Origin of the sequence: Enhygromyxa salina, assembly GCF_002994635.1 — a bacterium.
Classification (GTDB): domain Bacteria; phylum Myxococcota_A; class Polyangia; order Nannocystales; family Nannocystaceae; genus Plesiocystis; species Plesiocystis salina_B.
This window is the reverse complement of the sequence record NZ_PVNL01000086.1, coordinates 1-22,880: the sequence shown is the minus strand read 5'-3', so window position 1 is coordinate 22,880 and position 22,880 is coordinate 1. Positions and strand designations below refer to the sequence as shown.

Annotated in this window: 17 protein-coding genes; 8 read left to right on the top strand and 9 right to left on the bottom strand. The window is 68.7% G+C overall.

Translation table 11 applies throughout. The features are described from left to right. Positions 1–8: 8 nt before the first annotated feature. Genes ENSA7_RS21515 through ENSA7_RS44005 form a run of 3 tightly spaced genes read right to left on the bottom strand, consistent with a single transcriptional unit; the run spans position 9 to position 2,539 of the window. Positions 9–581 carry a response regulator transcription factor gene (locus ENSA7_RS21515; RefSeq protein ID WP_106091195.1) on the bottom strand — a complete coding sequence of 191 codons (573 nt, stop codon included), beginning with the start codon at positions 579–581 and terminating at the stop codon, positions 9–11. Continuing rightward, positions 578–2,002 carry a HAMP domain-containing histidine kinase gene (locus ENSA7_RS21510; RefSeq protein WP_106091194.1) on the bottom strand — a complete coding sequence of 475 codons (1,425 nt, stop codon included), beginning with the start codon at positions 2,000–2,002 and terminating at the stop codon, positions 578–580. Before ENSA7_RS21510 ends, ENSA7_RS21515 begins: the two co-directional genes overlap by 4 nt. A gap of 42 nt (positions 2,003–2,044) precedes the next feature. Further along, positions 2,045–2,539, bottom strand: coding sequence for a FixH family protein (locus ENSA7_RS44005; protein ID WP_181233975.1), 495 nt, complete (start codon positions 2,537–2,539; stop codon positions 2,045–2,047). 219 nt (positions 2,540–2,758) lie between these two features. Between ENSA7_RS44005 and ENSA7_RS44000 the strand changes: the two genes are divergently transcribed. Both ENSA7_RS44000 and ENSA7_RS21500 read left to right on the top strand, forming a co-directional pair. Further along, complete coding sequence (locus ENSA7_RS44000) at positions 2,759–3,064, top strand: NapC/NirT family cytochrome c (RefSeq protein ID WP_181233974.1); 306 nt, start codon at positions 2,759–2,761, stop codon at positions 3,062–3,064. Beyond that, on the top strand, positions 3,051–3,944 hold the full coding sequence (locus ENSA7_RS21500; protein WP_181233973.1) for a hypothetical protein: 894 nt from the start codon (positions 3,051–3,053) through the stop codon (positions 3,942–3,944). The genes ENSA7_RS44000 and ENSA7_RS21500 overlap by 14 nt, the downstream gene beginning before the upstream one ends. Here ENSA7_RS21500 and ENSA7_RS21495 read toward each other — a convergent pair. The 6 genes from ENSA7_RS21495 to ENSA7_RS21470 form a co-directional block, all read right to left on the bottom strand. Continuing rightward, positions 3,886–5,202: a hypothetical protein gene (locus tag ENSA7_RS21495; RefSeq protein ID WP_146157963.1), complete on the bottom strand. Its 1,317-nt coding sequence runs from the start codon at positions 5,200–5,202 to the stop codon at positions 3,886–3,888. The genes ENSA7_RS21500 and ENSA7_RS21495 overlap by 59 nt on opposite strands. A gap of 49 nt (positions 5,203–5,251) precedes the next feature. After that, on the bottom strand, positions 5,252–6,163 hold the full coding sequence (speB, locus tag ENSA7_RS21490) for an agmatinase (RefSeq protein WP_106091190.1): 912 nt from the start codon (positions 6,161–6,163) through the stop codon (positions 5,252–5,254). After that, entirely contained in the window at positions 6,160–6,987 is an 828-nt protein-coding gene (speE, locus tag ENSA7_RS21485) for a polyamine aminopropyltransferase (protein WP_181233972.1), read from the bottom strand. Before speE ends, speB begins: the two co-directional genes overlap by 4 nt. A 162-nt stretch (positions 6,988–7,149) precedes the next feature. After that, positions 7,150–7,806, bottom strand: a complete 657-nt coding sequence (locus tag ENSA7_RS21480; RefSeq protein WP_106091188.1) for an OmpA family protein — start codon at positions 7,804–7,806, stop codon at positions 7,150–7,152. A gap of 318 nt (positions 7,807–8,124) precedes the next feature. Then, positions 8,125–9,516, bottom strand: a complete 1,392-nt coding sequence (locus ENSA7_RS21475) for an NHL repeat-containing protein (protein ID WP_106091187.1) — start codon at positions 9,514–9,516, stop codon at positions 8,125–8,127. A gap of 23 nt (positions 9,517–9,539) precedes the next feature. Continuing rightward, on the bottom strand, positions 9,540–11,240 hold the full coding sequence (locus ENSA7_RS21470) for a M66 family metalloprotease (RefSeq protein ID WP_106091186.1): 1,701 nt from the start codon (positions 11,238–11,240) through the stop codon (positions 9,540–9,542). A gap of 328 nt (positions 11,241–11,568) precedes the next feature. Here ENSA7_RS21470 and ENSA7_RS21465 point away from each other — a divergent pair, with 328 nt between their 5' ends. The 6 genes from ENSA7_RS21465 to ENSA7_RS21440 all read left to right on the top strand — a co-directional run bounded on the left by ENSA7_RS21465 (position 11,569) and on the right by ENSA7_RS21440 (position 22,218). Continuing rightward, positions 11,569–12,045 (top strand): nuclear transport factor 2 family protein, encoded by a 477-nt coding sequence (locus ENSA7_RS21465; protein ID WP_106091185.1) that lies wholly within the window; start codon positions 11,569–11,571, stop codon positions 12,043–12,045. A gap of 29 nt (positions 12,046–12,074) precedes the next feature. Next, entirely contained in the window at positions 12,075–17,717 is a 5,643-nt protein-coding gene (locus ENSA7_RS21460) for an AAA family ATPase (protein ID WP_106091184.1), read from the top strand. Positions 17,718–17,833: 116 nt separating this feature from the next. Then, positions 17,834–19,009, top strand: coding sequence for an STAS domain-containing protein (locus tag ENSA7_RS21455; RefSeq protein WP_106091183.1), 1,176 nt, complete (start codon positions 17,834–17,836; stop codon positions 19,007–19,009). Further along, entirely contained in the window at positions 19,006–20,181 is a 1,176-nt protein-coding gene (locus tag ENSA7_RS21450) for a V4R domain-containing protein (protein ID WP_106091182.1), read from the top strand. The genes ENSA7_RS21455 and ENSA7_RS21450 overlap by 4 nt, the downstream gene beginning before the upstream one ends. Then, positions 20,178–20,471, top strand: coding sequence for a hypothetical protein (locus tag ENSA7_RS21445; RefSeq protein ID WP_106091181.1), 294 nt, complete (start codon positions 20,178–20,180; stop codon positions 20,469–20,471). The genes ENSA7_RS21450 and ENSA7_RS21445 overlap by 4 nt, the downstream gene beginning before the upstream one ends. Before the next feature lie 136 nt (positions 20,472–20,607). Next, positions 20,608–22,218 carry a vWA domain-containing protein gene (locus ENSA7_RS21440; protein ID WP_146157962.1) on the top strand — a complete coding sequence of 537 codons (1,611 nt, stop codon included), beginning with the start codon at positions 20,608–20,610 and terminating at the stop codon, positions 22,216–22,218. The last annotated feature ends 662 nt before the right edge of the window (positions 22,219–22,880 follow it).

Below are 22,880 nucleotides of genomic sequence, written 5' to 3'. Positions count from 1 at the left end.
GAGCACGATCAGCGGGAGTCGGGCTTGCGACGCGAGGGGACAGCGGCCTTGCGCGCGAGCTTGCGCTGCAGGGTGCGTCGGTGCATGCCCAGGCGCCGCGCGGCCTCGGACACGTTGCCCCCGCAGTCGGTCAGGACCCTCTGGAGGTGCTCCCACTCGAGCTCGTCGAGCGGGGTCGCGTGGTGGTTGGTGGGCGTGTCGAGCAGGACCGGCTCGGTGCGCTCGAACGCCGCGAGGATGTCGTCGACGCTGGTCGGCTTGGTGAGGTAGTGGACGGCGCCCAGCTTGATCGCCTCGACCGCGGTTGCGATCGAGCCGAACCCGGTCAGCACGACCACCCGCAGCGTCGGCCAGCGCTCGCGCAGGCTGGCCACGACCTCGAGCCCGTTGCGGCCCGGCATGCGCAGATCGATCACCGCCTGCTCGGGCTGCCAGGCCTCGGCCTCGGCCATCGCGCCGTCATAGTCGTGGGCGAGCACCGTCTGAAACCCGCGCCGACGCAGCGCGCTGGCGAGCGCGGTCGCGAACGGACGATCGTCGTCGACGATCATGATCGTGATCGCGGTCGGGGGCGTGGTCATGCCGACGTCCCCCGCTCGTCGAGCGGCAGCTCGACGCGGACCAGGGTCCCGCGCCCGAGCTCGGACTCGATCTCGATCGTGCCGCCGAGCTGACGCAGGTGGGCGCGCGCGAGGTACAGGCCCAGGCCCATGCCCTGGTTCTCCGGTCGGGTCGTGTGGAACGGGCTGAACGCCGCGGCGAGGTCGTGGCTGTCCATGCCGACCCCGCGATCGACGATGTCGATGACCAGCGCCTCGGCGCGACTGTAGAGCCGGACCACGACGGCGCGATCTGGCTGACCAGTGCGCCGGGACGCGTCGGCGGCGTTGTTGAGCAGCTCGCGGAGCACCTGGCTGAGCGCGCCAAAGGGTTGGCGGCAGGATCGGTCGGCGACTTCATCGTCGATCTCGACCTCAAGCGACACGCCAGCGTCGACCCGCTCGAGCTCGGCGGCCAGCTGGGTGAGCGGCCACGGCTGCGCGCTGGCCTGACCCAGCGCGGTCACGCGCAGCTCGGGGCTGGCCATCCGCGACACGATCAGCTTGCAGCGGGCGAGCTCAGTCCGGATCGTGTCGAGCGCGGCCTCGGACTCGGCGGGCGGCAGGTGCGGGAGCTCGTCGACCAGCAGCTTGATGGTTCCAAGCGGCGTCCCGAGCTCGTGGCCAGCTCCAGCCGCGAGGGCCCCGAGCGCGGTGAGGTGGCGATCTTCGAGGGTGGTCTGCCGCAGCCGGGCGAGCTCGTCGCGCTGATGCGCGAGCGCCAGCGCGGTCCGGTGGACAAACACGGTGATCAGCACGCCGACCAGCCCAAACGCGACCCACATGCCAAGCTGATGGCCCTCGAAGTGCTCGCCGTGCGGCTCGGCGCCCATGGCCGGACCCATGGCCGGACCCGCGGCCGAGTCGTGCGGCGCGGGCATGTGGTGGTGGGCGTGGGGATCTTCGACGGCCGTGACCGGCTCGGGCGCTGGCATGGGCTCGGGCTCGGCCGGCGTGAGCAGGAACAGCCCCGCGAACCCGGCCACGCACACGCCAGCCAGCGCCCACGTCCAGCGCGGCGAGACCTGCGTGGCCAGGGTGATCGGCAAGAAATACAGGATCGTGAACGGGTTGGCCGGCCCGCCCGAGAGCGCGAGCAACAACGTCAGCGCGACCGCGTCGGCGAGCAGGTGGGCGCCCGCGAGCGGCTCGCTCGCCCGGCCCCGCCCCAGCGCCAGCGTGCTTGCGACGTTGAGCAGGGTCCACACGGCGATCGTGGTGCACACCGCGAGCGGGTGCTCGCTCCGCGGGAGCAGGCCGACCGGGAGCCGATCAGCGGCGAGCGCAGCGATCAGCACGCTCGCCGAGGCCAGCGCGATCAGGACCCAGCGCGCCGCGATCAGGTTGCGCAAGGTGATGCGCGCGTTGGCTCGCGCTTGCTCGCCGATCATCGTCGTTGTCATCGCGCGCCGAGATGCTACCGCGGACCCGAGCGATCACCTCGCTCAGTCGACACAGAACCCAAACATGATCGAGTCTTGCTGGTCGGCCAGCGCGATATCCAAGGTGATCTCCCAGTAGCCGGCCATGAACAGGTTGACCGGGTCGAGGCGGTACTCCCCGGGGACCCCGGTCGGCGTGACCTCTGCGCTGACCGGTGTGCCGTGGCCGTGGTCGGGCATGATCGGCGTCACCGTGATCTCGAGGTCGTCGAGCGCCGCGCCGTCTGCGTCTGAGAAGCTCAGGACCCAGCTGTTGTCGCCGCGGATCGGTGGGGCGGGGTCGGCCGAGACGAAGCTCGCGGTCACCAACGACCCGCTCTTGCTCAGGCCCACGGCGTAGTGTTCGGCGCGAGTGTCCGCGGCGCAGTCCTCCTCGGCGTCCTCCTCCCCCGAATGCGTGCCGTGCCCGTGCTCGTGTTGGCAGGTGCCCTGGCCGTCGTGCACGTCGCAGATGAGCTCGCCGCCGCAGTCCTCTGTGGACGCGCAAGGGCTGCCCACGCCTGGTTCACTGTCACAGCCGATCATCAGCCCTGCGATAGACCCAAGCAGGAGCGACGCGGCCAGCAACGAAGTCGAGGTGCGTGTCATGGGGCGAGAACCTACCGGAGGGATTCTGGCGAGGGTGCGACGACCTGTCACCGCGACATTTCGTCGCAGGCCGGGGTCGGCAACTCGGCATATAGCGTACGCGTGCGCCACGGGCTGATAGGAGCCGTCGTGATTGCGACGCTGGGATGCCTGCCTGCGTTCGCGCCAAATATTCGCGTGGTGGGCGAGCACGCGGGGGTCAACCAGGCGAGCGACTCGCAGACGTGCATGGGCTGCCACGTGAGCGAGCGTGAGGCGCTGAAGCTGGGCGGGCCGACCGAGGCGCCGATCGTCGCCGACTGGATGCTGACGGAGGCGCGCACATGCGTGGACTGTCATCGCGCTCGTGACAGGTCGGGCAGCGTCGACTCGCGCCGGGCCACCAATAGCGATCGCCTGCCGTCCCTCGCCAAGGTCGGTCATGCAAAGGAGTAGCGAGCCACGACGCCGACTCGCGCTGGTGATTCTGGCCGTGGTGTTGGTGTGGTTTCCGAGCCGGGCAAAGGCCCACCACGTGGCCGGCCACGGCAGCTCCGAGGGCGTGCGCAGCATCAACAGCCTCGGCAGCCGCGGCGGATCAGCGCGCAGTCGCTTGATGTTGCTCAACGAGTTCAGCCACTCGGGCGTCGGGATCGTGCCGGGCCAGCGCAATGATCTGAGCTTGCTCGGCGAGTACGCGCCGATCCCTGCGTTCTCGTTTGGTGCCCAGCTGCCGTTCACGATCATCGCGGAGCAACCCGACGGCGGACCGAGCGAGGTCCAGGCCGGCTACGGCGACACCCGGGCGTTCATCCGCGTCACGCCCCACGCCGACAAGCTGATCCATCGAACCTTGACCTTCGTCGTTGGCGCCAGCTTTCCGACCCGGACCATTCGCAGCGTGGTCGACACGGGCCGGCTGTGGTCGGTCACGCCCAGCGTGATCTACACCCGCACCTACTCGCGGCTGTACTGGCAGCTGCTCGGCGTGGCCAGCACCGAGTGGCGACCCGCTGGCGTCGCGCTGGATCTCAGCGCGGGTGGCCAGGTCGGCGGCCGGCTCCTCGGTGGCAAGCTCGCCGTTGGCGGCGGGGCGCTCGTCGATGTTCGGGCGGTCAACGCCTGCCGCAGCGTCGCGGGCGAGCTCGACTATTGCGCGGGCAGCCGCGCGGGCGAGCGCGATCGTGAGGTCGGGACCACGCGGGCGACCGCGCTGGCCAACTTCGCGTGGAACATCGACAGCCGCTGGTCCCTGACCCTGGGCGTGCAGGTGCCGTTCACCCCGCGGCGGGACTTTGACGTGGGCGCGGCGCTCGGCGCCGTCGTGGTGTTTTGAGCAGGCCCAGCAGCGCGAGCAGCCCGAGGGCGACCAGGCTGCCTCGCTCGCCCCGCTCGCCGGGGCGCGTCGCGGTGCAGTGGCAGCCGTCGTCGAGGCGCAGGGGCTCGTCGCCCACCACGACCAGAAACTCGAGCGAGGTCTCGTTGCCGGCCGCGTCGCGCAGGCGCAGCTCGAACACCCACTCGCCGACTGGCAGCGCGGTCACGTCGAAGCTGGGATCGTACACGGGCGAGAACACCGGGTCGTCGACCAGATCGCGGATCCCGATCGCCAGCTCGTAGCGCTGCGGGTGCTGATCATCGATGACTCGCAGCTCGACGCCGAAGTCGGCGGGGGCCACGAAGTACGCCCCGTCGAACGGCCTGACCAGCTCGAGGACCGGGGCGATGTCGTCGATGTAGGGCTCGCCAAACAGCAGCCGCATCATCGCCAGGTCGTTCTGAAAGTCCGGGAGCCCGCACTGCTCGAGGCTGATCTGCGGGCAGCTACCCGTCTCCTCGACCGGGGTGAGCGCGGTGTCCGTGACGATCTGCGCGCAACCGTCGAAGAACTTGGTGATCGTGTTGCCCCCGCTCGGGGCCATGAGCGTGTGCTCGAGCCCGAGGTGGTCGAAGCCCCAGGTGTGCGCCGACTCGTGCAGGGCGGTCGAGGCCCCGCCGTTGACCCACGAGCTGCGCTCGCCGTCGAGGTACACGTGGGCGATCTCGTTGGGCCGATCATCCCAGCAGTCGCCAGCTGGCGCGCGGCCGAGCGCCTCTTCGTCGACCGACTCCCCGCCGTACACGACCATCACATACGACTCGCTGTCCGGCGGCCGCTGGCCCGTGACGCGGACGCCCAGCTCGTTGACCTGCGATCGCATCGCGTCGAGGATCGCCACGCGATGGGCGAGGCTGCCGCTGTACGGCGCGAAGGTATTGCCGGCCTCGAGCGACGAGCAATTCTCGTGGCTGTTCGGCGGCGAGCAGGCGCCGATCGTGACCCCGTCGAAGTTGACGAAGATCGTCGTGTTGGTGCCGAGCTTGCGCCGGGGCTGGGCGGGATCAGGCCGCTGCAGGTCCGTGGCCGCGTGCTCCACCGGTGGGATCGGGACCGCGTCGTCGTAGGGGATCGGGAGCTGATCGGGGGCGGGCGCGTGCGGCGAGCTCGGGCTGACCGCTGGCGCGACCTCGATCGCCGGGGCCCGCAGGTGCAGCGCAAATTCTGGATCGCCCGCGATCAGCGTCGCCAGCACCAGGATCTGCGCCGCAGGCATCAAGTCCACTCTAGCAGAGGAACCGCGCGTCGCTGAGCGCGATCCGGCGTCACGCCGACGCCCGGACCAGCCCGAGCAGCAGCGTGCGAACCAGGCGGGCGACCGCGACCTGCGAGCGTCCGGTCGGATCGATCGCAGGCGCGAGCTCGACCACGTCCGCGCCGATCAACCCCGGGCCCTTCGTCGGCGCGCTCGCCAGCAGCCCCAGCGCGGCCTCGACCACGCCAAACCGCAGGCCGTCGGGCTCGGGTGTACCGGTGCCGGGGATGTCCGCTGGATCGATGCCGTCGACGTCGAGGGTCACGTAGATCGGCAGGTCAGCGGCGAGCAGCTCACGCACGCGGGCCGCCATCGGCTCGAGCGACGCACCGAGCAGCTCGATCCGGGGATCGTCGGCGGCGAGCTGGTACTCGGTCCGCTCACCCGAGCGAATCCCCCACTGGTGGAGGCGGTGATCGGGCCCCATGCGGTCGCGCAGGCGCCCGAGCACGGTCGCGTGATTGTAGGGCTCACCGTCCCACGCCGCGCGCAGATCCATGTGCGCGTCGACGTGGATGATCTGCAGGTTGGGGTGCTGCTCGAGCGCTCGCTCGACGAAGGGGTAGGCGACCAGGTGATCCCCGCCGATCGCAACCAGCGGCAGCACGGGCAGGGCGTCGAGCTGCTTGCGCAGCGATCGCACCAGCCGCTCGCCAGGCGTCGCGCCAGCGATCGCGCCCGGCTCGGGCACGTCGACGACCAGATCTCCAAAGTCGACGTACCCGAATTCGTCGAGGGAACGATCGAGCTTGGGGCAGTAGGTCTCGATGCTGTCCGACGCCAGGCGCAGGCCGTCGGGCCCCTCGCTGGCGCCGCTGCGATAGGTCACCGCCCCGTCGTAGGGGACCCCGACGAGCGCCGCGCGGGCCTGGCCTGCGTCGGTGGCCGGCCCTGCACCCAAGAACCGCGTGGTCGTGTTCACGGCGTGACCAGCTTGGAGATGAAGTTGGGCAGCATGAACGCGCCAGCCGCCACGGCTGGCGAGTAGTAGCGGCTCGACAGCGCGGCGGCGCGCTCGAGATCGACCTGGTCGGGCGTGAGCGAGTCGCTGGCCAGGCAGAACACCCAGCCGCCTCCGGGGTAGGTCGGGATCACGCCGTAGTACGCGTGGACCTGGTTGAACACGCGCCGGACCGTGCCGAACAGATCACGCACCACCTCGGGCGCGTAGTAGGGCGACTCGGCCTGCGAGCTGATGATCCCGCCGGGCCGGAGCGCCGCCGCGAGGTCGCGGAAGAACGCCTCGGCGAACAGCGCCGCGGCCGGGCCGATCGGCTCGGTCGAGTCGACCAGGATCGCGTCGAAGCTGTTCTCGTGCTGCTTGACGTAGGCCGCCGCGTCCGCGAACACCAGCTCCACGCGCGGGTCCTCGAGCGCGCCCGCGACCGAGGGGATGTACTCCTGGCACACGCGGGTGACTCGCTCGTCGATCTCGCACTGCACGACCCGCTCGACGCTCGCGTGCTTGAGCACCTCGCGGACCGAGCCGCCATCCCCGCCGCCGACGACCAGGACCTGGCGCGGGTTGGGGTGGACACACAGCGGCACGTGGGTCAGCAGGTCGTGGTACACGAACTCGTCGAGCTCGGTGACCATGACCATGTCATCGAGGGTCAGCAGCCGACCGTGGCCGACGGTCTCGTGCACTTCGATCGCCTGAAACTCGCTCTTCTCCTCGTGCACCAAGCTCTTGGTGTTGATGCCGGTCGCCGAGATGTCCCTGTAGTGCTCGTAGAACCACGCCATGGTGGGCGGGCTTTTAGCCCAGCGCGTGCGGCGGGTCCATCCACGCAACGACGTGCCCGGCGACCAGTCGCCGCCCATAGCTCACGACTGGTCCGAGCCCGGCCATTCAGCGAAGATCGCGTGGGTCGCGTTGCGGATCTGCAGCTTGATGACCTCGACCTCCTAGCTCCCGACTCGCAGCTCCACGCGACGATCCCTCGGCCACATGTCGGGATCGGGATGGGCCTGTTTCTCACCGACGCTCTCGGTCTCGACCCGACGCTTGGCCACACCGTGCTCGCGCAGCACCTCCGCGACCGTCTCCGCCCGGCTCTTGCCCAGCTGCTCGTTGTAGGCGTCGGATCCGCGTGGATCGGTGTGACCCACGATCTGTAGGGTCTGACCTTTGAGGGGTCCGTCGTCGAAGCAGGCCGCGATCCCGGCCACGATCTGCTCGCCCTCCGCGGTCAGCTTGGCGCTGTCGTACTCGAAGTAGGCCTTGGCTCGCTCGATCCCGCAGAGATCGGCGAGCCCGACGTCGACGACCACCGCGGTGATCTGCACGGGCACCTTGTCAGGATCGGACCAGTCCACGCCGGGCACCACGCCGGGCAGCTCGGCCTCGGGTGCCAACGTCGCCCGGTCAGCCTGCTCACGGTCAGGCTCGATCCTGGGCTCGAGCGGCTGCTCATTCGACGGGGTGACCTCATTGGCCGGGCGCGCCGTCGCCTGGTCGTTGTCGTTATTCTTGTACTGCGAGCACGCGGCCAAGACGGCGAGGGTGGCCCCACTGACGAGCGCCACGACAGCTCGTGCTCGTTGCTTGTTGATCAGCGACATGCCCCACGAGTGTGCACGCGTTGTTCCAACTTCAACCCGCCCCGCTCGCGCGGCAAACACTGCCGCGCCCCCAGCCGCAAGCCTCGTAGAGTGCTCTCATCGCGCCGTCGGCCTCGAGCTCGAAGTCGTTCTGGCGTCCGCCCGGACGCGCGTTAGGAGCCATCTGGCGCCCGCCCGAACGCGCGTTAAAAGCCCTTTTAGGGGGCCACACATGCGGACGCCAACAAACGCCCCCGAGGAGCGAAGCGACCAGACGCGTCAGCGGCTGCAGTCGGCGAAGTGCCAAACTGTATGTGGGGTCAAATACAGCCGGGGGTCTCAAAGAAACCCCCCGAGCCAGAGGTAGTTCTCGGGCCCGTCGCGGATCTCACCGACCACGACCGTGCCGTTTGGCCCTTCGGCGAGCCCATAGTTGAAGGTCGAAGCCGGGATGATGTGCGCGTTCTTCCACGTATGCGCGCCGATGCACTGACCCTCGCCCGCCAGCGAGATATTGGCGATCCAGACCTCGGACCAGTCGATGCCCTGGCCGGTCTCTTCGTTGCGCAGCGAGCCGCCGATCGTCAGCAGGCCGTCGTCACTCACTGCCAGCCCGGCCACGCCCCAGCTCTTGGTGGGCGCGTACACGAAGTCCTCTTCGGTCAGCTCCCACCCGAGCTCGCCAGCTGCGGACGCGCGATGGACCCAAAACCGCCACAGTCCGCTGCTCTGGTAGACCGCAAAGTAGACCTCGCTGTCGGGCCCCGCCGCGACCCCGACCGACTGGTGCAGGTGGCTGCCGCCGGTCACGTGCGGGCTCAGCTGCCACTGCTCGGAGCCGCCGTCGGGCCCGTAGGCCAGCAGCACCGCCTCGCGGGTCTGGAAGTCGACGCCGACCTCGCCGCCCACGTAGATCGAGCCGTTGGGCGCGACCGAGAGCGACGCGCCGCGATCGATCGAGAACCCGCTCATGTCGACGTTGCCCGAGAAGGTCGCCGTCCAGCTCGGTGAGCCGTCGGCGCTGGCGAGCTTGCGGACCCAGATGTCCGAGTCTTGATCGCCCATGCGCACGCTGCCTGACACCACGATCGTGCCATCGGGCGCCAGCGCGACGTCACCCGGCTCGTTGTCCCCCGCGAAATTGCTGACCTCCGTGAGCGTCCAGGCCAGGCTGCCGTCGGCGCCGCTGCGCTTCTCGACCCACAGATCCTTGCCGCTGACGCCCTGCAGGCTGCCGACGACGATCACATCGCCCGCGTCGTCGAACACCACGCCCGACGCGAAGTCGACGCCGCCGCTGTCGACCACCTCGCTCCACAGCGGCTCGCCGTCGGCGCTGAACTTGCCGATCCACGCGTCGAAGTTGGCGTTGTCTATCCGCCCGGCCGCGACGAACTCGCCGTTGGGCGCGACGTCGACAGCGAAGGCCGCGTGGATCTGGCCGTTGACCTTCATCTGGGTCTGCTCCCAGCTCGACGCGCACGGTCCGTCGCCGTCGCCGTCACCTGGATCGCCGTCGCCGTCGCCGGGGTCGCCGTCGCCGTCACCAGGGTCGCCGTCGCCAGGGTCGCCGTCACCTGGATCGCCGTCACCGGTAGTGTCGGGGTTGGCGATCTCGCTGCCCCCGTCGTCGTCCCCGCCGCAGGCCGTGATCTGCGTGATCGGCATGAGGGGGATCAGCAGGGCGGCGAGGGCCGCGGTCAGCGTCGTGGGCTCGGTGCAGCTGCGCATGTGTGACTCTCAGTCTTCAGCCTCTAGTTGTCGAAGCGGCGGGTGATCTGCCCGCGCGGGACCACGGTCGCGACGTCGTTGGAGATGCGCACGATCTGATCGACCAGCGGCAGATCCGAGTCGGGAACCTCGGCCATGAAGTAGCGGGTCTTGCCGTCGTCGAGCAGCCAGCTGGCGGCGGGCAGCTGGTCGATGAGCTCGCCGTCGTCGGCGTAGAACCCCACGTAGTCGCTGGCGGTCAGCATTTCGTCGGGGAGCTCGCCCGGTGACGTCCACCACTGCTCGAGGCCCGAGGGGTGAACCCAGCCGTGCAGGACCTCGACGAACTGATCATCGCTCCCGGCCCCGGCCCCAGAATAGTCCCACGACGTCAGCTGGCGAACCTGCTCGTGCACGAACCCCCAGGTCCAGTCGGACACCCACGCTGGGCTGCAGTAGCTCATGTAGTCCTTGCGGGTGCTGGGGCTGTACCACGCGAAGCTCACGACGTTGAAGCCCCACGCGCCGATGCTCGACCCAGCGTGCGGGTAGTTCTCGTCGGGCCCGTCGGGGTTGCCGCAGGGCGAGTGCGGCCGGCCCTGGTTGTGGCCGAGCTCGTGCACGATCGTGTCGCGGGTCCACCCGGCGTCGACCCACAGCGAGGTCGAGACCCGCAGGTCTCCGGAGCCCTTGTAGGGACCCGGGGTGCCTGGCGCGAGCCCCCCGGCGCCGTCGACCCCGCCCGAGCACGAGTTGACGATCGCGTGGTAGTACTCGTTGGGCTCGGCGAAGTCCGTGAACCGCAGGGCGGCCAGCCTGCTGTTGATCTGGCTGAGGGTGGTCAGCTGGGTGTCCAACACCAACGTCTCGGGGTGGATCGTCATGTTCAACGTGTGAATGGGGTTTTGCGCGAAGAACCAGTCCTGAAAGTTCTGAAAGTTGGTATTGATGATGTTGTTGGTGTTCGTGTGGCAATTGCCATAGTCGTATTGCACGGGCACCAACACGACCTTGGCCTCCATCGGCTCGGTGGTCACGCCAATTGGCTGCATGCCGCCAGCCGGGGCCGAGGGCGACGCGCTGGAGGCCGCGAGGTTGTCGTGACCGCCCTCGCCCTCCCACAGCTCGATGAAGAATTCGAGGTCACCCCCAAACTGCTCGGCCGGCAGCGCGAAGGTGATCGGACCGTCGATGCTGCCGGCCGAGGGCGCGCCCGAGATCGTCTTGGTGAGCTCGACCAGCTCGAGCTGGTTTTGGGTGTTGCGGATGTGCAGCTTGGCCTTGATCGGCCGCGGCTGCCAGCCCCCGGGGATGGTCCAGAACACCTGGATCAGCGTGTTGCGATCCTTGACCAAGCCGCCGGTTCGCTGCTCGACCGGGATCAGCTGACCCCCCGACACGACCTCGATCGCCACGGCCTGATTGACCTCCACGCGATCGATGGCGATCCCGCCTCGGGCCCAGTCAGCCTGGGCGAAGGGGACGAACGGAGGCCCGGGGTCGCCGTCGCCATCACCGGGGTCGCCGTCGCCATCACCGGGGTCGCCGTCGCCATCACCGGGGTCGCCGTCGCCATCACCGGGGTCGCCGTCGCCGGGGTCACCGTCGCCGGGGTCGCCGTCGCCCGGGTCTGCGTTGGTCTCGCCGCTGAGCCCGGCTTCTAGCGTGCCGCCGTCGACGGTGACGTCATCACCACAAGCGCAGAGAAGGGCCAGTCCAAGCCAGACGATCGTTCCGCGTCGCATTCGCGCACACTATCATGTTCCGGTCGCCGGTCTCGGGCATTCGCACCACCGGAATCGGGGACCGAGCGCCCAGTCGAGCGCCTTCGTGCAGGGATTGTTTTGAGGGTAGTCAGGACACTATCCGCATACAAAATGTGTTGGCCACATCCCGCATTGGAATCACGGGATCAGCGGGTCGTGGACCGCGATGTGTGCAAACGCCGCGTCCCGCTGCCGGGTAGATTTCCCAACACTCCCGCACAATTTGAGCGCCGCTGGGTATATAGTGAGTGAGGCGAACGATCTGCGCGCAGCGTGAAGCCCGCGCACTGAACGCCCGGTAGCTGAGATGCCCAACCCCGACAACGACCACAATCCTCATGTTCTCGCTGCGCGTATTCGCGAACTTCAGGATCGCGAGCACCTAAAGGAGCTCAAGGCGCAATACGCTCGCCGGTCAGACGCCGTGTTCAATGCGCCGGGAGCCGCCAGCGCGATTGCGCTCGCGGACTTGTTCACCGACGACGGGGTGCTCGATCTCGGTCCCTACGGCAAGTTCGAAGGGCGCGCGGCGCTGCTCAACGCGTTCGAGAACCTGCTCCCGCAAGGCACGCAGTGGAGCACCCACTATGTGGCGAATCCGCTAATCTCCGTCACCGGAGACACCGCCACGGGCAGCTGGTACTACTTGATTCGCACCCTCCCTGCGGGACCGGACGCCGTCGTGATCCCGCTGTCCGGGTCCTACGACGACACCTACGTGCGCACGCCTGACGGCTGGAAGATCAAGCAGACGATCAGCGGCTTCTTCATTCCGCCGGGGTAAATCGCGTGGGTTCGCCTGCGAGGCCGGGCATGCGACACGAGCCACGCACAGCGGGCCCGAGCGGAACACCGACGGAGCTGTCTCTGACGGGGTACACGGACGCACGTCTGCTGCGGGCCGCGGGGCAGTCGCGGATCTACGAGGCCGTGCGCCGGTCCGATCGCCGGCCGGTGATCGCCAAGGTGTTCGACCTTGGCGGCGAGGACCTCGAAGCGCGCGTCGAGCACGAATTCGCCCTGCTTCGCGGGCTCGACGTCGAAGGGGTGGTTCGGGCGCTCGAGCTTCAGCGCGTCGGCGAGCAGCTGGTGTTGCTGCTCGATCGCTCGCCGGGGGTCAACCTCGCCGTTCACTGCGGCGGGCGGGCGCTGCCCGTGGCCAACTTCATGACGATCGCGGTGCAGCTCGCGACGATCCTCGAGCGGATCCATGAGTGTCGGATCATTCACCGCGACATCAAGCCGACCAACATCCTGATCGACCCGGCCACGCAGGGGGTTCAGATCGCCGACTTTGGGATCTCGGTGCTGCTCGAGGGCGAGCGGCGCCACATCTACGATCCGGCTGTGCTCGAGGGCACGCTGCCGTACATCTCCCCCGAGCAGACCGGTCGTACCGGTCGTCCGGTCGACTTTCGCAGCGATCTCTACTCGCTGGGGGTGACCTTCTACGAGCTGCTCACTGGGCGTCGGCCGTTCGAGTATGCGGCGCCGCTCGAGCTCATCCATGCGCACCTGGCTCGGGTCCCGGTCTCGCCCGCGACCCATCGACCCGGCCTGCCCGACGGCCTGGTCCGGCTCGTGCTCGAGTTGTTGGCCAAGGCGCCGGAGCACCGCTACCAGACGGCGGCGGGCTTGGCCGCCGACCTGCGCCGGCTCGACCGGCTGCTCGCGGCCGGCGACGAGGGCGTCGGGTTTGTCCTGGGCACCGAAGACACCTCCCGCGAGCTCCAACTGCCGCACCAGCTCTACGGTCGAGCGGCCGAGCGTGAGGCCCTCGCGGCCGAGCTCGAGCTCGTGACCCAAGCTGACAGCGCGCGCTTGCTGTTGGTGTCGGGGCCAGGGGGCATCGGCAAGTCGGCGTTGATCTCCGACTTCGACGTGGCGGTCGCGGCCTACGGCAGCTACGTCGGCCGCGGTAAATTCGATCGGGATCGGCCCTACTCGGGGTTCGTGCAGGCCCTCGCCAGCCTCGTCGAGCAGCTCCTGACCGAGAGCGAGGCCCGGCTCGAGCGCTGGCGCGACCGCCTGGCTGCAGCGCTCGGCGGGCTCGGCAGCGCGGTCGTCGAGCTGGTCCCGATCCTCGCCCTGATCGTGGGCGAACAGCCCGCGGCCCCGTCGCTCGAGCCGGTCGAGGCCCGCAACCGCGTGCACTTTGGGCTCGCGCGGTTCTTGTCGGTGTTCTGCCGCGAGGGCCGGCCGCTGGTGTTGGTGCTCGAGGACCTGCAGTGGGCGGACAACAGCAGCCTGGCCCTGCTCGAGGCGCTGCTCGACGGCGGTCGTCATGGATCGATGTTGTTGGTCGGCAGCGTGCGCACGGGCGAGGCCGGCCACACGCCCGCGCTGGATCGGCTGGTCATGAAGCTCCCCGACGAGCGGGGCCGGGTCGTCGAGCTGGGGCCGCTGTCGCGTCCAGCGGTCGAGCAGCTGCTCGCCGATGCGCTCGCGCGTCCCGCCGCGGAGCTCGGATCCCTGGTCGAGTTGGTCGTGCGCAAGACCGACAACAACCCGCTGTTCATCCGCCAGCTGCTCACGCATCTGTACGAGGCTGGGCTGATGCGCGCGGGCGTGGACGGTGGCTGGAGCTACGACGACGACGCGATCGAGGCCGCCGGGATCCCCGACAACGCGCTCGAGCTCATGGCCGCCAAGCTCGCTGCGCTGCCCGAGCACGCGCGTGAGCTGCTGCAGCGCGCGGCCTGCATCGGAGACAGCTTCGAGCTGGCCACGGTCGAGCTGATCTGCGATCGCAGCGGCGTCCAGCTGGCCGCGACCTTGTACGATCTCGTCGCGGCTGGGCTGATCGACCACGTCCGCGGCGAGTACCGGTTCGCCCACCAGGGCATTCGCGAGCTGGCGAGCCTTGAGGCTGGGCTCGAGCTGCGCCAGCGGCTGCGCTGGCGGATCGGGCAGCACTTGCTCGGCAAGCTAGATGCGGGGGTGGGAGTCGGGGACAAGCTGTTCGAGGTCGTCGATCATCTCGACGCCGGGCTCGCGGGCGCGGGTGAGCTCGACGCGTCCGCCCGCCTGCGCCTCGCCGAGCTCAACCTCCGCGCCGGCCGACGGGCGCTCGACAGCGCCGCCTACGAGCCGGCGCTGCGCTACCTCGAGCACGGCCTCGGGCTGGTGACGGACGAGCGCGAGGTGGTCGCCCGCGACGGGCTAAACGCGCCCCACTATCAGACGATCGTCGAGCTGACGTTCGCGCGCGCGCAGGTCCTGGCCGCCTGCGGGCGGGCGGAGCTGGCCGAGCGCGCGTTCGAGTCGCTGTTGGACTGGCGCCTGGAATCGCGCGACCACGCCCGCGCGGCCGCCAGCTGGGTCGCCCATCTTCGACTGTGTGGTCGAAACGCCGAGGCCGAGCAGCTCGGGCGCGCCGCCCTGGCGCGGCATGGCTGCACGATCGAGCCCGCGATCACGCCAGCCTCCGCGCGCGCTCAGCTCGAGCGAGCGTGGCGCAGCGTCCGTGATCTCGAGCTCGAGCAGCTCATGGCGATGCCGCCGTGCACGGACGAGCGCGCGTTCGCGGTCATGGAGATCCTGACGCCGACCAAGACGGCGGCCTACGTGACCGATCCAAACGCCTACGTCGTGCTGATCTGCACCCAGCTGCAGTGGCTGCTGCGCTACGGGGTCTGCCCCGGAGCCTCGCTTGGGATCGCCCAGCTGGCGATCTGCGTGGGCTCGATGTTGGGCGAGGTCGAAGGCGCGATTCGAGCCTCCCAGCTGGCGATCGCGCTGGCCGAGCAGGTGGACTCTCGGCCCACGCAAGTGCAAGTCGATTCGGTCTCTCAGCTGTTTGTCGCGCACCTCGGGCGGCCGTTCATCGAGCCGCTCTCGCGCATGGACGCCGCGTTCGTCCGCGCGCTCGAGGTCGGCGACTTCCTGTGGGCCGGCTACACGGGCGCGGTCGCGCTGTCGATGAACCTCGAAGTGGGCACCCACCTGCAGGTGCTCGGCCGGCTGTGCGACAGGTTCGAGCAGCAGCTCGGCGCGCGGGCGTCGGCCGAGGCCTGCGTGGTCGCCTCGAACTTGAGCGCGCTCGGGGTCGTGCTGGGTGGTCGAGCCAGTGACGCCGAGCTCGACCAGGCTCGCGCGCGGCTGCAGCCCGAGCCGATCGAGGCTGGCGCGGGCAGCCGCTACTCGCTGTACGTGACGATCGCCAACGGTGCGATGGTCAGCGTGGTGCTCGGCGAGCATGACAACGCCCTGCGCGCGTGCCTGCGCATCATCGACACGGTCGAGCGCGTGTTGTTTGGCTCGTGGATGATCCCGCGGGTGGCGTTGACGGCGATCATCGCCGCCCAGGCTGTGCGCGCGGCTGGCCAGCCGACCGCGAGCGCGGGTGAGCGCGCGCTCGAGATCGTGCGCGAGTGGGCTGCGAACTGCGAGGACAACTATGCGCACTACCTCGACCTCGCCGAGGGCCTGCTCGCCGACGACGCCTCGCGGATCGCCGCCGCGCTCGAGCGCGCGCGGGCCCACGCGCACGAGCGCGGCTGTCGGTGGGTCGAGGGCCTCGCCGCCGAGCAGCTCGCCGCGCTCGCTGATCGAGACGGCCTGACCGGCTTCGCCGCGGGTGCGCGTCGGCAGGCATGGAGCGCCTACGCGGCCTGGGGAGCCGGCGCGAAGCTCGAGCAGCTCCGCGCCAGCCACCCCGAAGAGTTCGCGGTCCCGCTCGCCCGCGAGGCCGGCGTCACCCGCTCGAGCTCGAGTCCACTGGCGCCTGGGACCAGCTCGAGCGACCGCGAGCGTCGCAGCCGGGCCGGCGCGCTCGACTTCGACAGCGTCCTGCGCAGCGTCGCGGCGATCCGTGCGGATCTACGTCTGGACCAGGTCACCGCGGCGGTCCTGGAGGTCGCAATCACCAACGCGGGCGCGGACCATGGCATGCTGGTGCTCGAGCACGGCGGTGTGTTTGGGATCGTGGCCGAGAGCGCGCTGGACTCGGCCGTGCCCGCCCGAGCGAGGCCGCTGGCCCTCGATCTCGCCGGGGATCAGGCGCCGACCTCACTCATCAACTACGTGCTGCGGACCGGCAAGGACGTGGTCCTCGAGGACGCCAGCGACGATCCTCGGTTTGGCGAAGATCCCTACGTGGCCCAGCGCGGCGTGCTGTCGCTGCTCGGGATGCCGATCGTGCAGAGCAAGCGCACGCGCGGTGTGCTGGTGCTCGAGAACCGGCTGAGCCGCAGCTGCTTCACCCCTGACCGACTCGATGTCCTGCAGCTGATCTGTGGACAGGCAGCTGGCGCGCTCGAGCACGCGCGGGTTCACGACGCGCTGCGCGAGGGTGAGGCCCGCTGGCGCTCGCTCGTCGACGGCGCCCCGGATCTGATCGCCCTGATCGACGAGGACGGCGAGGTCGAGTTCGTCAATCGCAGCGGCATGAGTGGGGCGGGCGCGTCGGCGACCGACTCGGATCCACGCCATCGCATGCCCGAGCTGTTCGCGGGCTCTTCGGCGGCGGCGCGCTGGCGAGCCGCCGTCGACGCGGTGCTGCTCGAGGGCACGATCCAGGAGCTCGAGATCGAGGTCCCCCGGGAGGTCGGCCCGGCTCGCTGGTACACCGCGCGACTGGCCCCGATCGAGCTCCAGGCCAGCGGTGGCTTCGAGCAGCGGACCCATCGCAAGGCGATCGCGATCGCCACCGACATCAGCGCGCGCAAGCAGGCGGAGGCCGACAAGCGCGCGCTCGAGGCCCAGCTGCGCCAGCAACAGCGGCTCGAGTCGATCGGGACCCTAGCGAGCGGCGTCGCCCACGAGATCAACAACCCGATCCAGGGGATCATGAACTACGCCGAGCTGATCAGCAGCAACGTCGACCAGGCCGCGCTCGTGCAGGAATTCGCCAGCGAGATCGTCTGCGAGTCCGAGCGCGTCGCCACGATCGTCCGCAACCTGCTCGCGTTCTCTCGCCACGAGGGCCTGCAGCCGATCGCCGACACGGACCTCGGTGTGCTGGTCGCCCGCACGCTGTCGCTGATCCACTCGATCGTGCACAAGGATCACATCAAGCTGCGGGTCGCGATCCCCCCCGGGCTGCCGCTCGTTCGTTGCCGTGGTCAGCAGATCCAGCAGATCGTCATGAACCTGGTCACCAACGCCCGCGACGCGCTCAACAGCGTCGGTCGTGACGGCGACCGCGAGAAATGGATCGAGATTCGCGGCGAGGAGCTCGAGCGACCCGAGCACGCACCCGGTGGCACCTGGGTCCGCCTGACCGTCGAGGACCTCGGACCTGGGATCCCTGCCGATATCCTGCCGCGGATCTTCGATCCGTTCTTCACGACCAAGGGGCGCGACCAGGGCACCGGGTTGGGGTTGGCGGTGTCACACGGGATCGCGCGAGACCACGGCGGCGAGCTGAGCGTCGACAGTGCCCCCGGCCGGGGGACTCGATTCTATTTGGACCTCCCTGCAGGTGAGCCTGGGGCGGGTGCCAGCTCGAGCTAGCGCTAGCTCGCAGACGCAGGCCCTGACACGCGGTGCTCGCCGTGCGGGGATCCGGCGGACGTTCGGATCTTCGCGCGTGTCAGTCGAGCCGATGCCTGCTATGTGCCGGCAACTCCATGGGCACACGAACCTACGATGACCTCCCGGTCGGGGTGTTGATCGCAGACGACGCCATCGTAATTCGAACGGCGAGCGCGTCGTTTTTGCGCGATTTCAGCTGTTTGGCCGAAGACGTGCAGGACCGCGAGCTGTCGGAGCTCATCTCGCCCCGGGATCGCCGGGCGAGCATGTTGATCGATCGTGCCTCCACGCAGGCCGCGACTGAACCTGTCGATACGATCGCCGTCGTCGAGGTCGGCGAGGTTGCGCGATTGGCACGCATCGTATTGGTACGAGAGTCACAACAATGGATGGTCCTGGTCGAGTGTATCGACAATCCTCAAAACCTCGTTCTCCAGCTGTTCAGTGAGCACCGACGCTGGTCTGCGGCGCTCCGGGGCTCGTCGGATGGGCTGGTGTTCGTCGATGAGGCCCTTACGATCACCGACTACAACGCGCGCTTTGTCGAACTCATGCAATTCCGCTCGGACCACGGCGTACTGCTTGGTGAGGAGCTGCTGCCGGGGCGCGAGCTCGCCACGCTGTTGGCCCCTGCCGCGTTCGAGCCCATGCGTGTGCGGCTCGACGCCATGTGGTCGCGCGAGGGTTGTAGCGACGAGTTCATGCTGCACGGGCGATGGCTCGAGCTCGACGCCCGGCCGATCTACCTCCCATCCAAGGGTCTGTCTGGGCACGCCATCTCGCTGCGCGACGCGACGGATCGCCACGACATGGAGCACGCACGCGCGGAGCGACAGCGCGAGCTACTGCGGCACAGTGAAGAGGTCATCGCCGCGCAGCGACAGGCGATCCGAGCGCTGACCGCCCCGCGCATTCCAATTGCGCGGGGTCTGACGGTCGTCCCGTTGGTCGGTGCCCTCGACACCCAGCGCCTGTCCGAGATTGTCGAGGATCTGCTCGAGGGGGTCGCCCGCGATGGCACGCGAACGCTCGTCTTGGACATCACGGGCGTTCCGGAATTCGACGGCGCCGCCGCGGCTGGGCTGCTGAGCGCCGCACGCTCGCTGCGCCTCATCGGCGTGCACCCGATCCTCACAGGGGTGTCTCCGCGGACGGCGCAGCTGTTGGCGAGCGAGCATGTCCCCACGCACGGGCTCGAAATTCACGGTAGCCTGGAAGCTGCGATCGCGTCATCGATGCGCCGATCGTCTGCGCGACCCGTCACGTCATGAGTCAGTTCCAGCTGCAATTCGATCCCAGGTCATACCGCCGCACCATCGCCGGCAAAGATGTGATCATTCACTGCCACCACTATAACGCCCGGGTCCAGCGGACGCTCGAGAGCGCGGTCGCGGTCGACGGTCGGGCGATCATTCGTGGCGCCGCCGAGACCGTGTTTGCCGAGCAGATCGCACAGGCGCTGCGCGACGCCGACGACAGTGAGCCCAAGCTCGGCGTCGCCGAGCAGCTCTACGCGCAGCTCGGCTACGGCCGGCTGGTGCTCACGCCGACGCCACAGGGCCGGGTCCACGCCACCTCGTCGCACTATGTAGAGGGGTGGCTGGCCGGCTTTGGTGCCCGTGACGAGGGCGTGTGCACCTTCACCGAAGGCTACATTCAGGCGGCGATCTGGGCGGCGACCGGCGAGCTCGTCCACGCCCGTGAGCGCGAGTGCATGGCCCGGGGCGACGCCCAGTGCGTGTTCGAGATCGACGGCGGGCGAACCCAGGCAATCGCCGCCAACACCAAGCAGCCCGTAGCGTTCGAGCCCAGGACCACTGGCGAGTATCTGCGCTCACAACATGTCGACGAGCCCGCGATCATCCAGGCGCTCGTGGACATGCCGATCCACGGCAACGCCGAGGGGCTGATCCCGGCGTTCAGCGTGTACTTGGCCAACACCCCGGCCGACTACTACAACCTGATCTGCATCCGCTTCGTCGAGCAGATGTCCGCGCACGGCCGCGACAAAGCGGCGAAGCGCATGCTGATCGCCGATGGTGAGACCTGCGCGATGAACACCTTTCGCGGGATCATGAACTCGGTCGAGTGGGAGGGCCTCGTCGCGCCGATGATCCACGAGCCGCGCGACAACATCTTCGCGCTGGTGGCGATCAGCAACGGGCTCGGGTGGGGCAACTGGCACATCACCGCCCACCCCAGCGCCGAGACCATCGAGTTCGAGTCGCTCAACGGCTACGAGGCGCTCGGCTATCGTGAGTATCGGGGGCGCGCCAGCGATCCGACCTGCTTCATGCTCACAGGCGTCGCGGCCGGGCTGCTCGAGCTGGTCTACGGGGTCGGCACGATCGCGGATCGGCTCGGGACTTGCGGCACTCGAGAGACCGCCTGCATCAGCCGGGGCGACGCCACCTGCGGGTTTGCGGTCGAGCGAAGTCAGTGATCGCGCCAGCGCGCGGGCCGACTCGGGTTCGCCACTACGCGTGCATTCACCCCGAGACCTACAAGTACTTCTTCGCCAAGCACGACGTGCTCGCCGTCTGGGGCCGACTCGCCGCGATCTACGGCGAGCCATCCGTCCGCCCTGGATTTGGCGTGATCGAGATCCAGTCCGAGCGCCTGATCCTGCGGGCGACGACCGGCGGAAACCCGATCACCGTGATCCGCACGCGGCGATGCACGAGTCAGGACGTGGAGGCGCTGCATCGGGTGTTTGGGTTCGAGCTCGAGTGAGGGTGGCGACACCAGCCGCCAGCAATGCGGTTGCACGAGCGTCGCGCGGTCGCCAACCTTGTTGTCTCACTCGCGAAGCTCTGCCGCGAAATCACTGCGCTTTTTGGCGGCCAGGGCCTTGCTTTGGTGACCGGTGATGCTGAACCGCCGCCTCACCCTCACGTCCGTCGCCCTCCCCATGCTCGCCGCCGCGAGCTTCACGTCGGGCTGCAACGCGCACCCGATCAAGCCCGTCGAGCTCGGGAGCAACATCGTCGAGATCGGCGGGCTGCCGCTCGACGTCAACAAGAAGGTCGACGTGTTGCTGGTGATCGACAACTCGGGGTCGATGGGCGACGAGCAGGCCAACCTCGCGGCCAACTTTGGCCCGTTCATCGAGCGGCTCGAGCTCGCGGGGGCCGACTACCGGATCGGGATCACGACCACCGACATCGGCGGTCCGCTGTGTGGCAACACCGCCAACGGCGGCGAGCTGCAGCTGTCGTCGTGCGTGGATCGTCCGCACACCTTCAGCTCGGCCGCGACCAAAGAGGACAAGTTCGACGTCGCGTGCGCGGCCCAGTGCGGGCTGAGCAGCGCGGACCTCGAGATCCAGCCCACGTCGATCAGCGCAGACGGTGAGGCCGTCGCGCGCCCGTGGATTCAGAGCTTCAACGGGGTCGACAACCTGCCCGCCGACGTCGACACGCACGCCGCGTTTGCGTGCTTCGCCCCCCAGGGGATCAGCGGCTGTGGCTGGGAGTCGCCGCTCGAGGCCACCGCGCGGGCGCTCACCAACATGCAGAACGTGGATCGGCCCGAGTTTGGGTTCTTGCGAGATGACGCGATCCTGGCCGTGCTGATCGTGACCGACGAGGTCGACTGCTCGTTCAACCCCAGCCTGAAGAACGAGCTGTTCGTCGAGGACACCTTCTTTGCCGAGGGGGCGGAGAGCGTGACGTCGGCGGTGTGCTGGAACGGCGGGGTCCAGTGCTCGGGCGAGAGCCCGTACGACGACTGCTGGGACGCCAACCTGGGCGCCAGCGGCGAGCTGACCACGGATCCTGACGCCTCCGTGCTGCGCCCGGTGTCGCGCTACGTCGATCTGCTCGAGGGGATCGCCGCGACCAAGATCGGTGGCCGCGAGGTGCTGGTCTCGGTGATCGCGGGGGTGCCGGCCGACTACAGCAGCGGCGCGGGCGAGCTGATCTATGCGGACAGCCCGAACCCCGAATTTCAGCGGGACTTTGGGATCGGGGCGGGCTGCGAGAACGAGGTCAACGGGGAGCTTCAGACCGCGGTGCCGCCGGTCCGGCTCGAGGCCTTTGCGTCGGCGTTCATGGGGGCGGGGTTGGCCGAGAACGCGCGCAACGTCTACTCGGTGTGTGAGGCTGACTATACGCCTGCGATCTTGGATATCGTCGCGGGGATCGAGGTCGAGCTGCCGCCGGCTTGCTTCCCGGCTTGTGTCCTAGATCTCGACGCGTCGACGGAGGCGCTCGAGTTCAGCTGTGATGTGACGCAGACTGCTGGGGGGGCGGAGCAGGACATCGTCGAGTGCTTGGTTGGCGATGGTGGGTATGAGCTGCCGGCTGGGGAGGATGCTTGCTGGATTGCCAAGACTGGGGATGAGCTGGCTGAGGCTTGTGTGGCGGAGCGTCGGAATCTGGAGTTCGAGTTGATTCGGCGATCTGGGGTGGTGGTGCCGGGGGATGTGGTGGTGCGGGCGGAGTGCGAGCTTTCTTCGCGGCCTAGTATTGATTGCTAGAGGAGGGGGCTTTTGCTGATGTTGGATTGAGAGTTGGAGGTGCGGCTTTGAGTTCGTTTGCGGGGGGCGTGTCTGCGATGGTGCAACGCGCACGGGCTGGATGAGGTCCCAGCCCGAAGATTGGCTGAAGATCGTTGGCCTATTCCTTGGGGATCGGGGATGACTTCGGGGGGGCTTGGGCTTCGCTGTGGCTTTCCGCCGCGCCAGAACGTTCGGGCTGGGACCTCATCCGGCCTTTTGTGCGCTCCACGGTTGGCCGACGTTGTCTCCGCTGCGGACATAGGGGCGGTCGCGCATGAGTTGTCCCTGATGTTGGATTGAGAGGTGGAGGTGCGGATTTGAGTTCGTTCGCGGGGGGGCGTCTGCGATGGTGCAACGCGCACGGGCTGGATGAGGTCCCAGCCCGAAGATTGGCTGAAGATCGTTGGCCTATTCCTTGGGGATCGGGGATGACTTCGGGGGGCTTGGGCTTCGCTGTGGCTTTCCGCCGCGCCAGAACGTTCGGGCTGGGACCTCATCCGGCCGTTTGTGCGCTCCACGGTTGGCCGACGTCGTCTCCGCTGCGGACACCGGGGGCTCTGTCAGGATAGTTGCAGTGTGTCTGCGGCGGCGTAGACGACGGAAACACTGTTGGAATCGGGGGGCAGTTGCTGGGGGGGCCG

Excerpts from the sequence above, each read along its gene's own strand:
- ENSA7_RS21495 (WP_146157963.1), bottom strand. The coding sequence starts at position 5,202 with ATGCCTGCGGCGCAGATCCTGGTGCTGGCGACGCTGATCGCGGGCGAT.
- ENSA7_RS21510 (WP_106091194.1), bottom strand. The coding sequence starts at position 2,002 with ATGACAACGACGATGATCGGCGAGCAAGCGCGAGCCAACGCGCGCATC.
- ENSA7_RS21455 (WP_106091183.1), top strand. The coding sequence starts at position 17,834 with ATGGGCACACGAACCTACGATGACCTCCCGGTCGGGGTGTTGATCGCA.
- speE (WP_181233972.1), bottom strand. The coding sequence starts at position 6,987 with ATGGCGTGGTTCTACGAGCACTACAGGGACATCTCGGCGACCGGCATC.
- ENSA7_RS21480 (WP_106091188.1), bottom strand. The coding sequence starts at position 7,806 with ATGTCGCTGATCAACAAGCAACGAGCACGAGCTGTCGTGGCGCTCGTC.
- ENSA7_RS21515 (WP_106091195.1), bottom strand. The coding sequence starts at position 581 with ATGACCACGCCCCCGACCGCGATCACGATCATGATCGTCGACGACGAT.
- ENSA7_RS21440 (WP_146157962.1), top strand. The coding sequence starts at position 20,608 with ATGCTGAACCGCCGCCTCACCCTCACGTCCGTCGCCCTCCCCATGCTC.
- ENSA7_RS21465 (WP_106091185.1), top strand. The coding sequence starts at position 11,569 with ATGCCCAACCCCGACAACGACCACAATCCTCATGTTCTCGCTGCGCGT.
- ENSA7_RS21460 (WP_106091184.1), top strand. The coding sequence starts at position 12,075 with ATGCGACACGAGCCACGCACAGCGGGCCCGAGCGGAACACCGACGGAG.
- ENSA7_RS21475 (WP_106091187.1), bottom strand. The coding sequence starts at position 9,516 with ATGCGCAGCTGCACCGAGCCCACGACGCTGACCGCGGCCCTCGCCGCC.
- ENSA7_RS21450 (WP_106091182.1), top strand. The coding sequence starts at position 19,006 with ATGAGTCAGTTCCAGCTGCAATTCGATCCCAGGTCATACCGCCGCACC.
- ENSA7_RS21470 (WP_106091186.1), bottom strand. The coding sequence starts at position 11,240 with ATGCGACGCGGAACGATCGTCTGGCTTGGACTGGCCCTTCTCTGCGCT.
- ENSA7_RS21500 (WP_181233973.1), top strand. The coding sequence starts at position 3,051 with ATGCAAAGGAGTAGCGAGCCACGACGCCGACTCGCGCTGGTGATTCTG.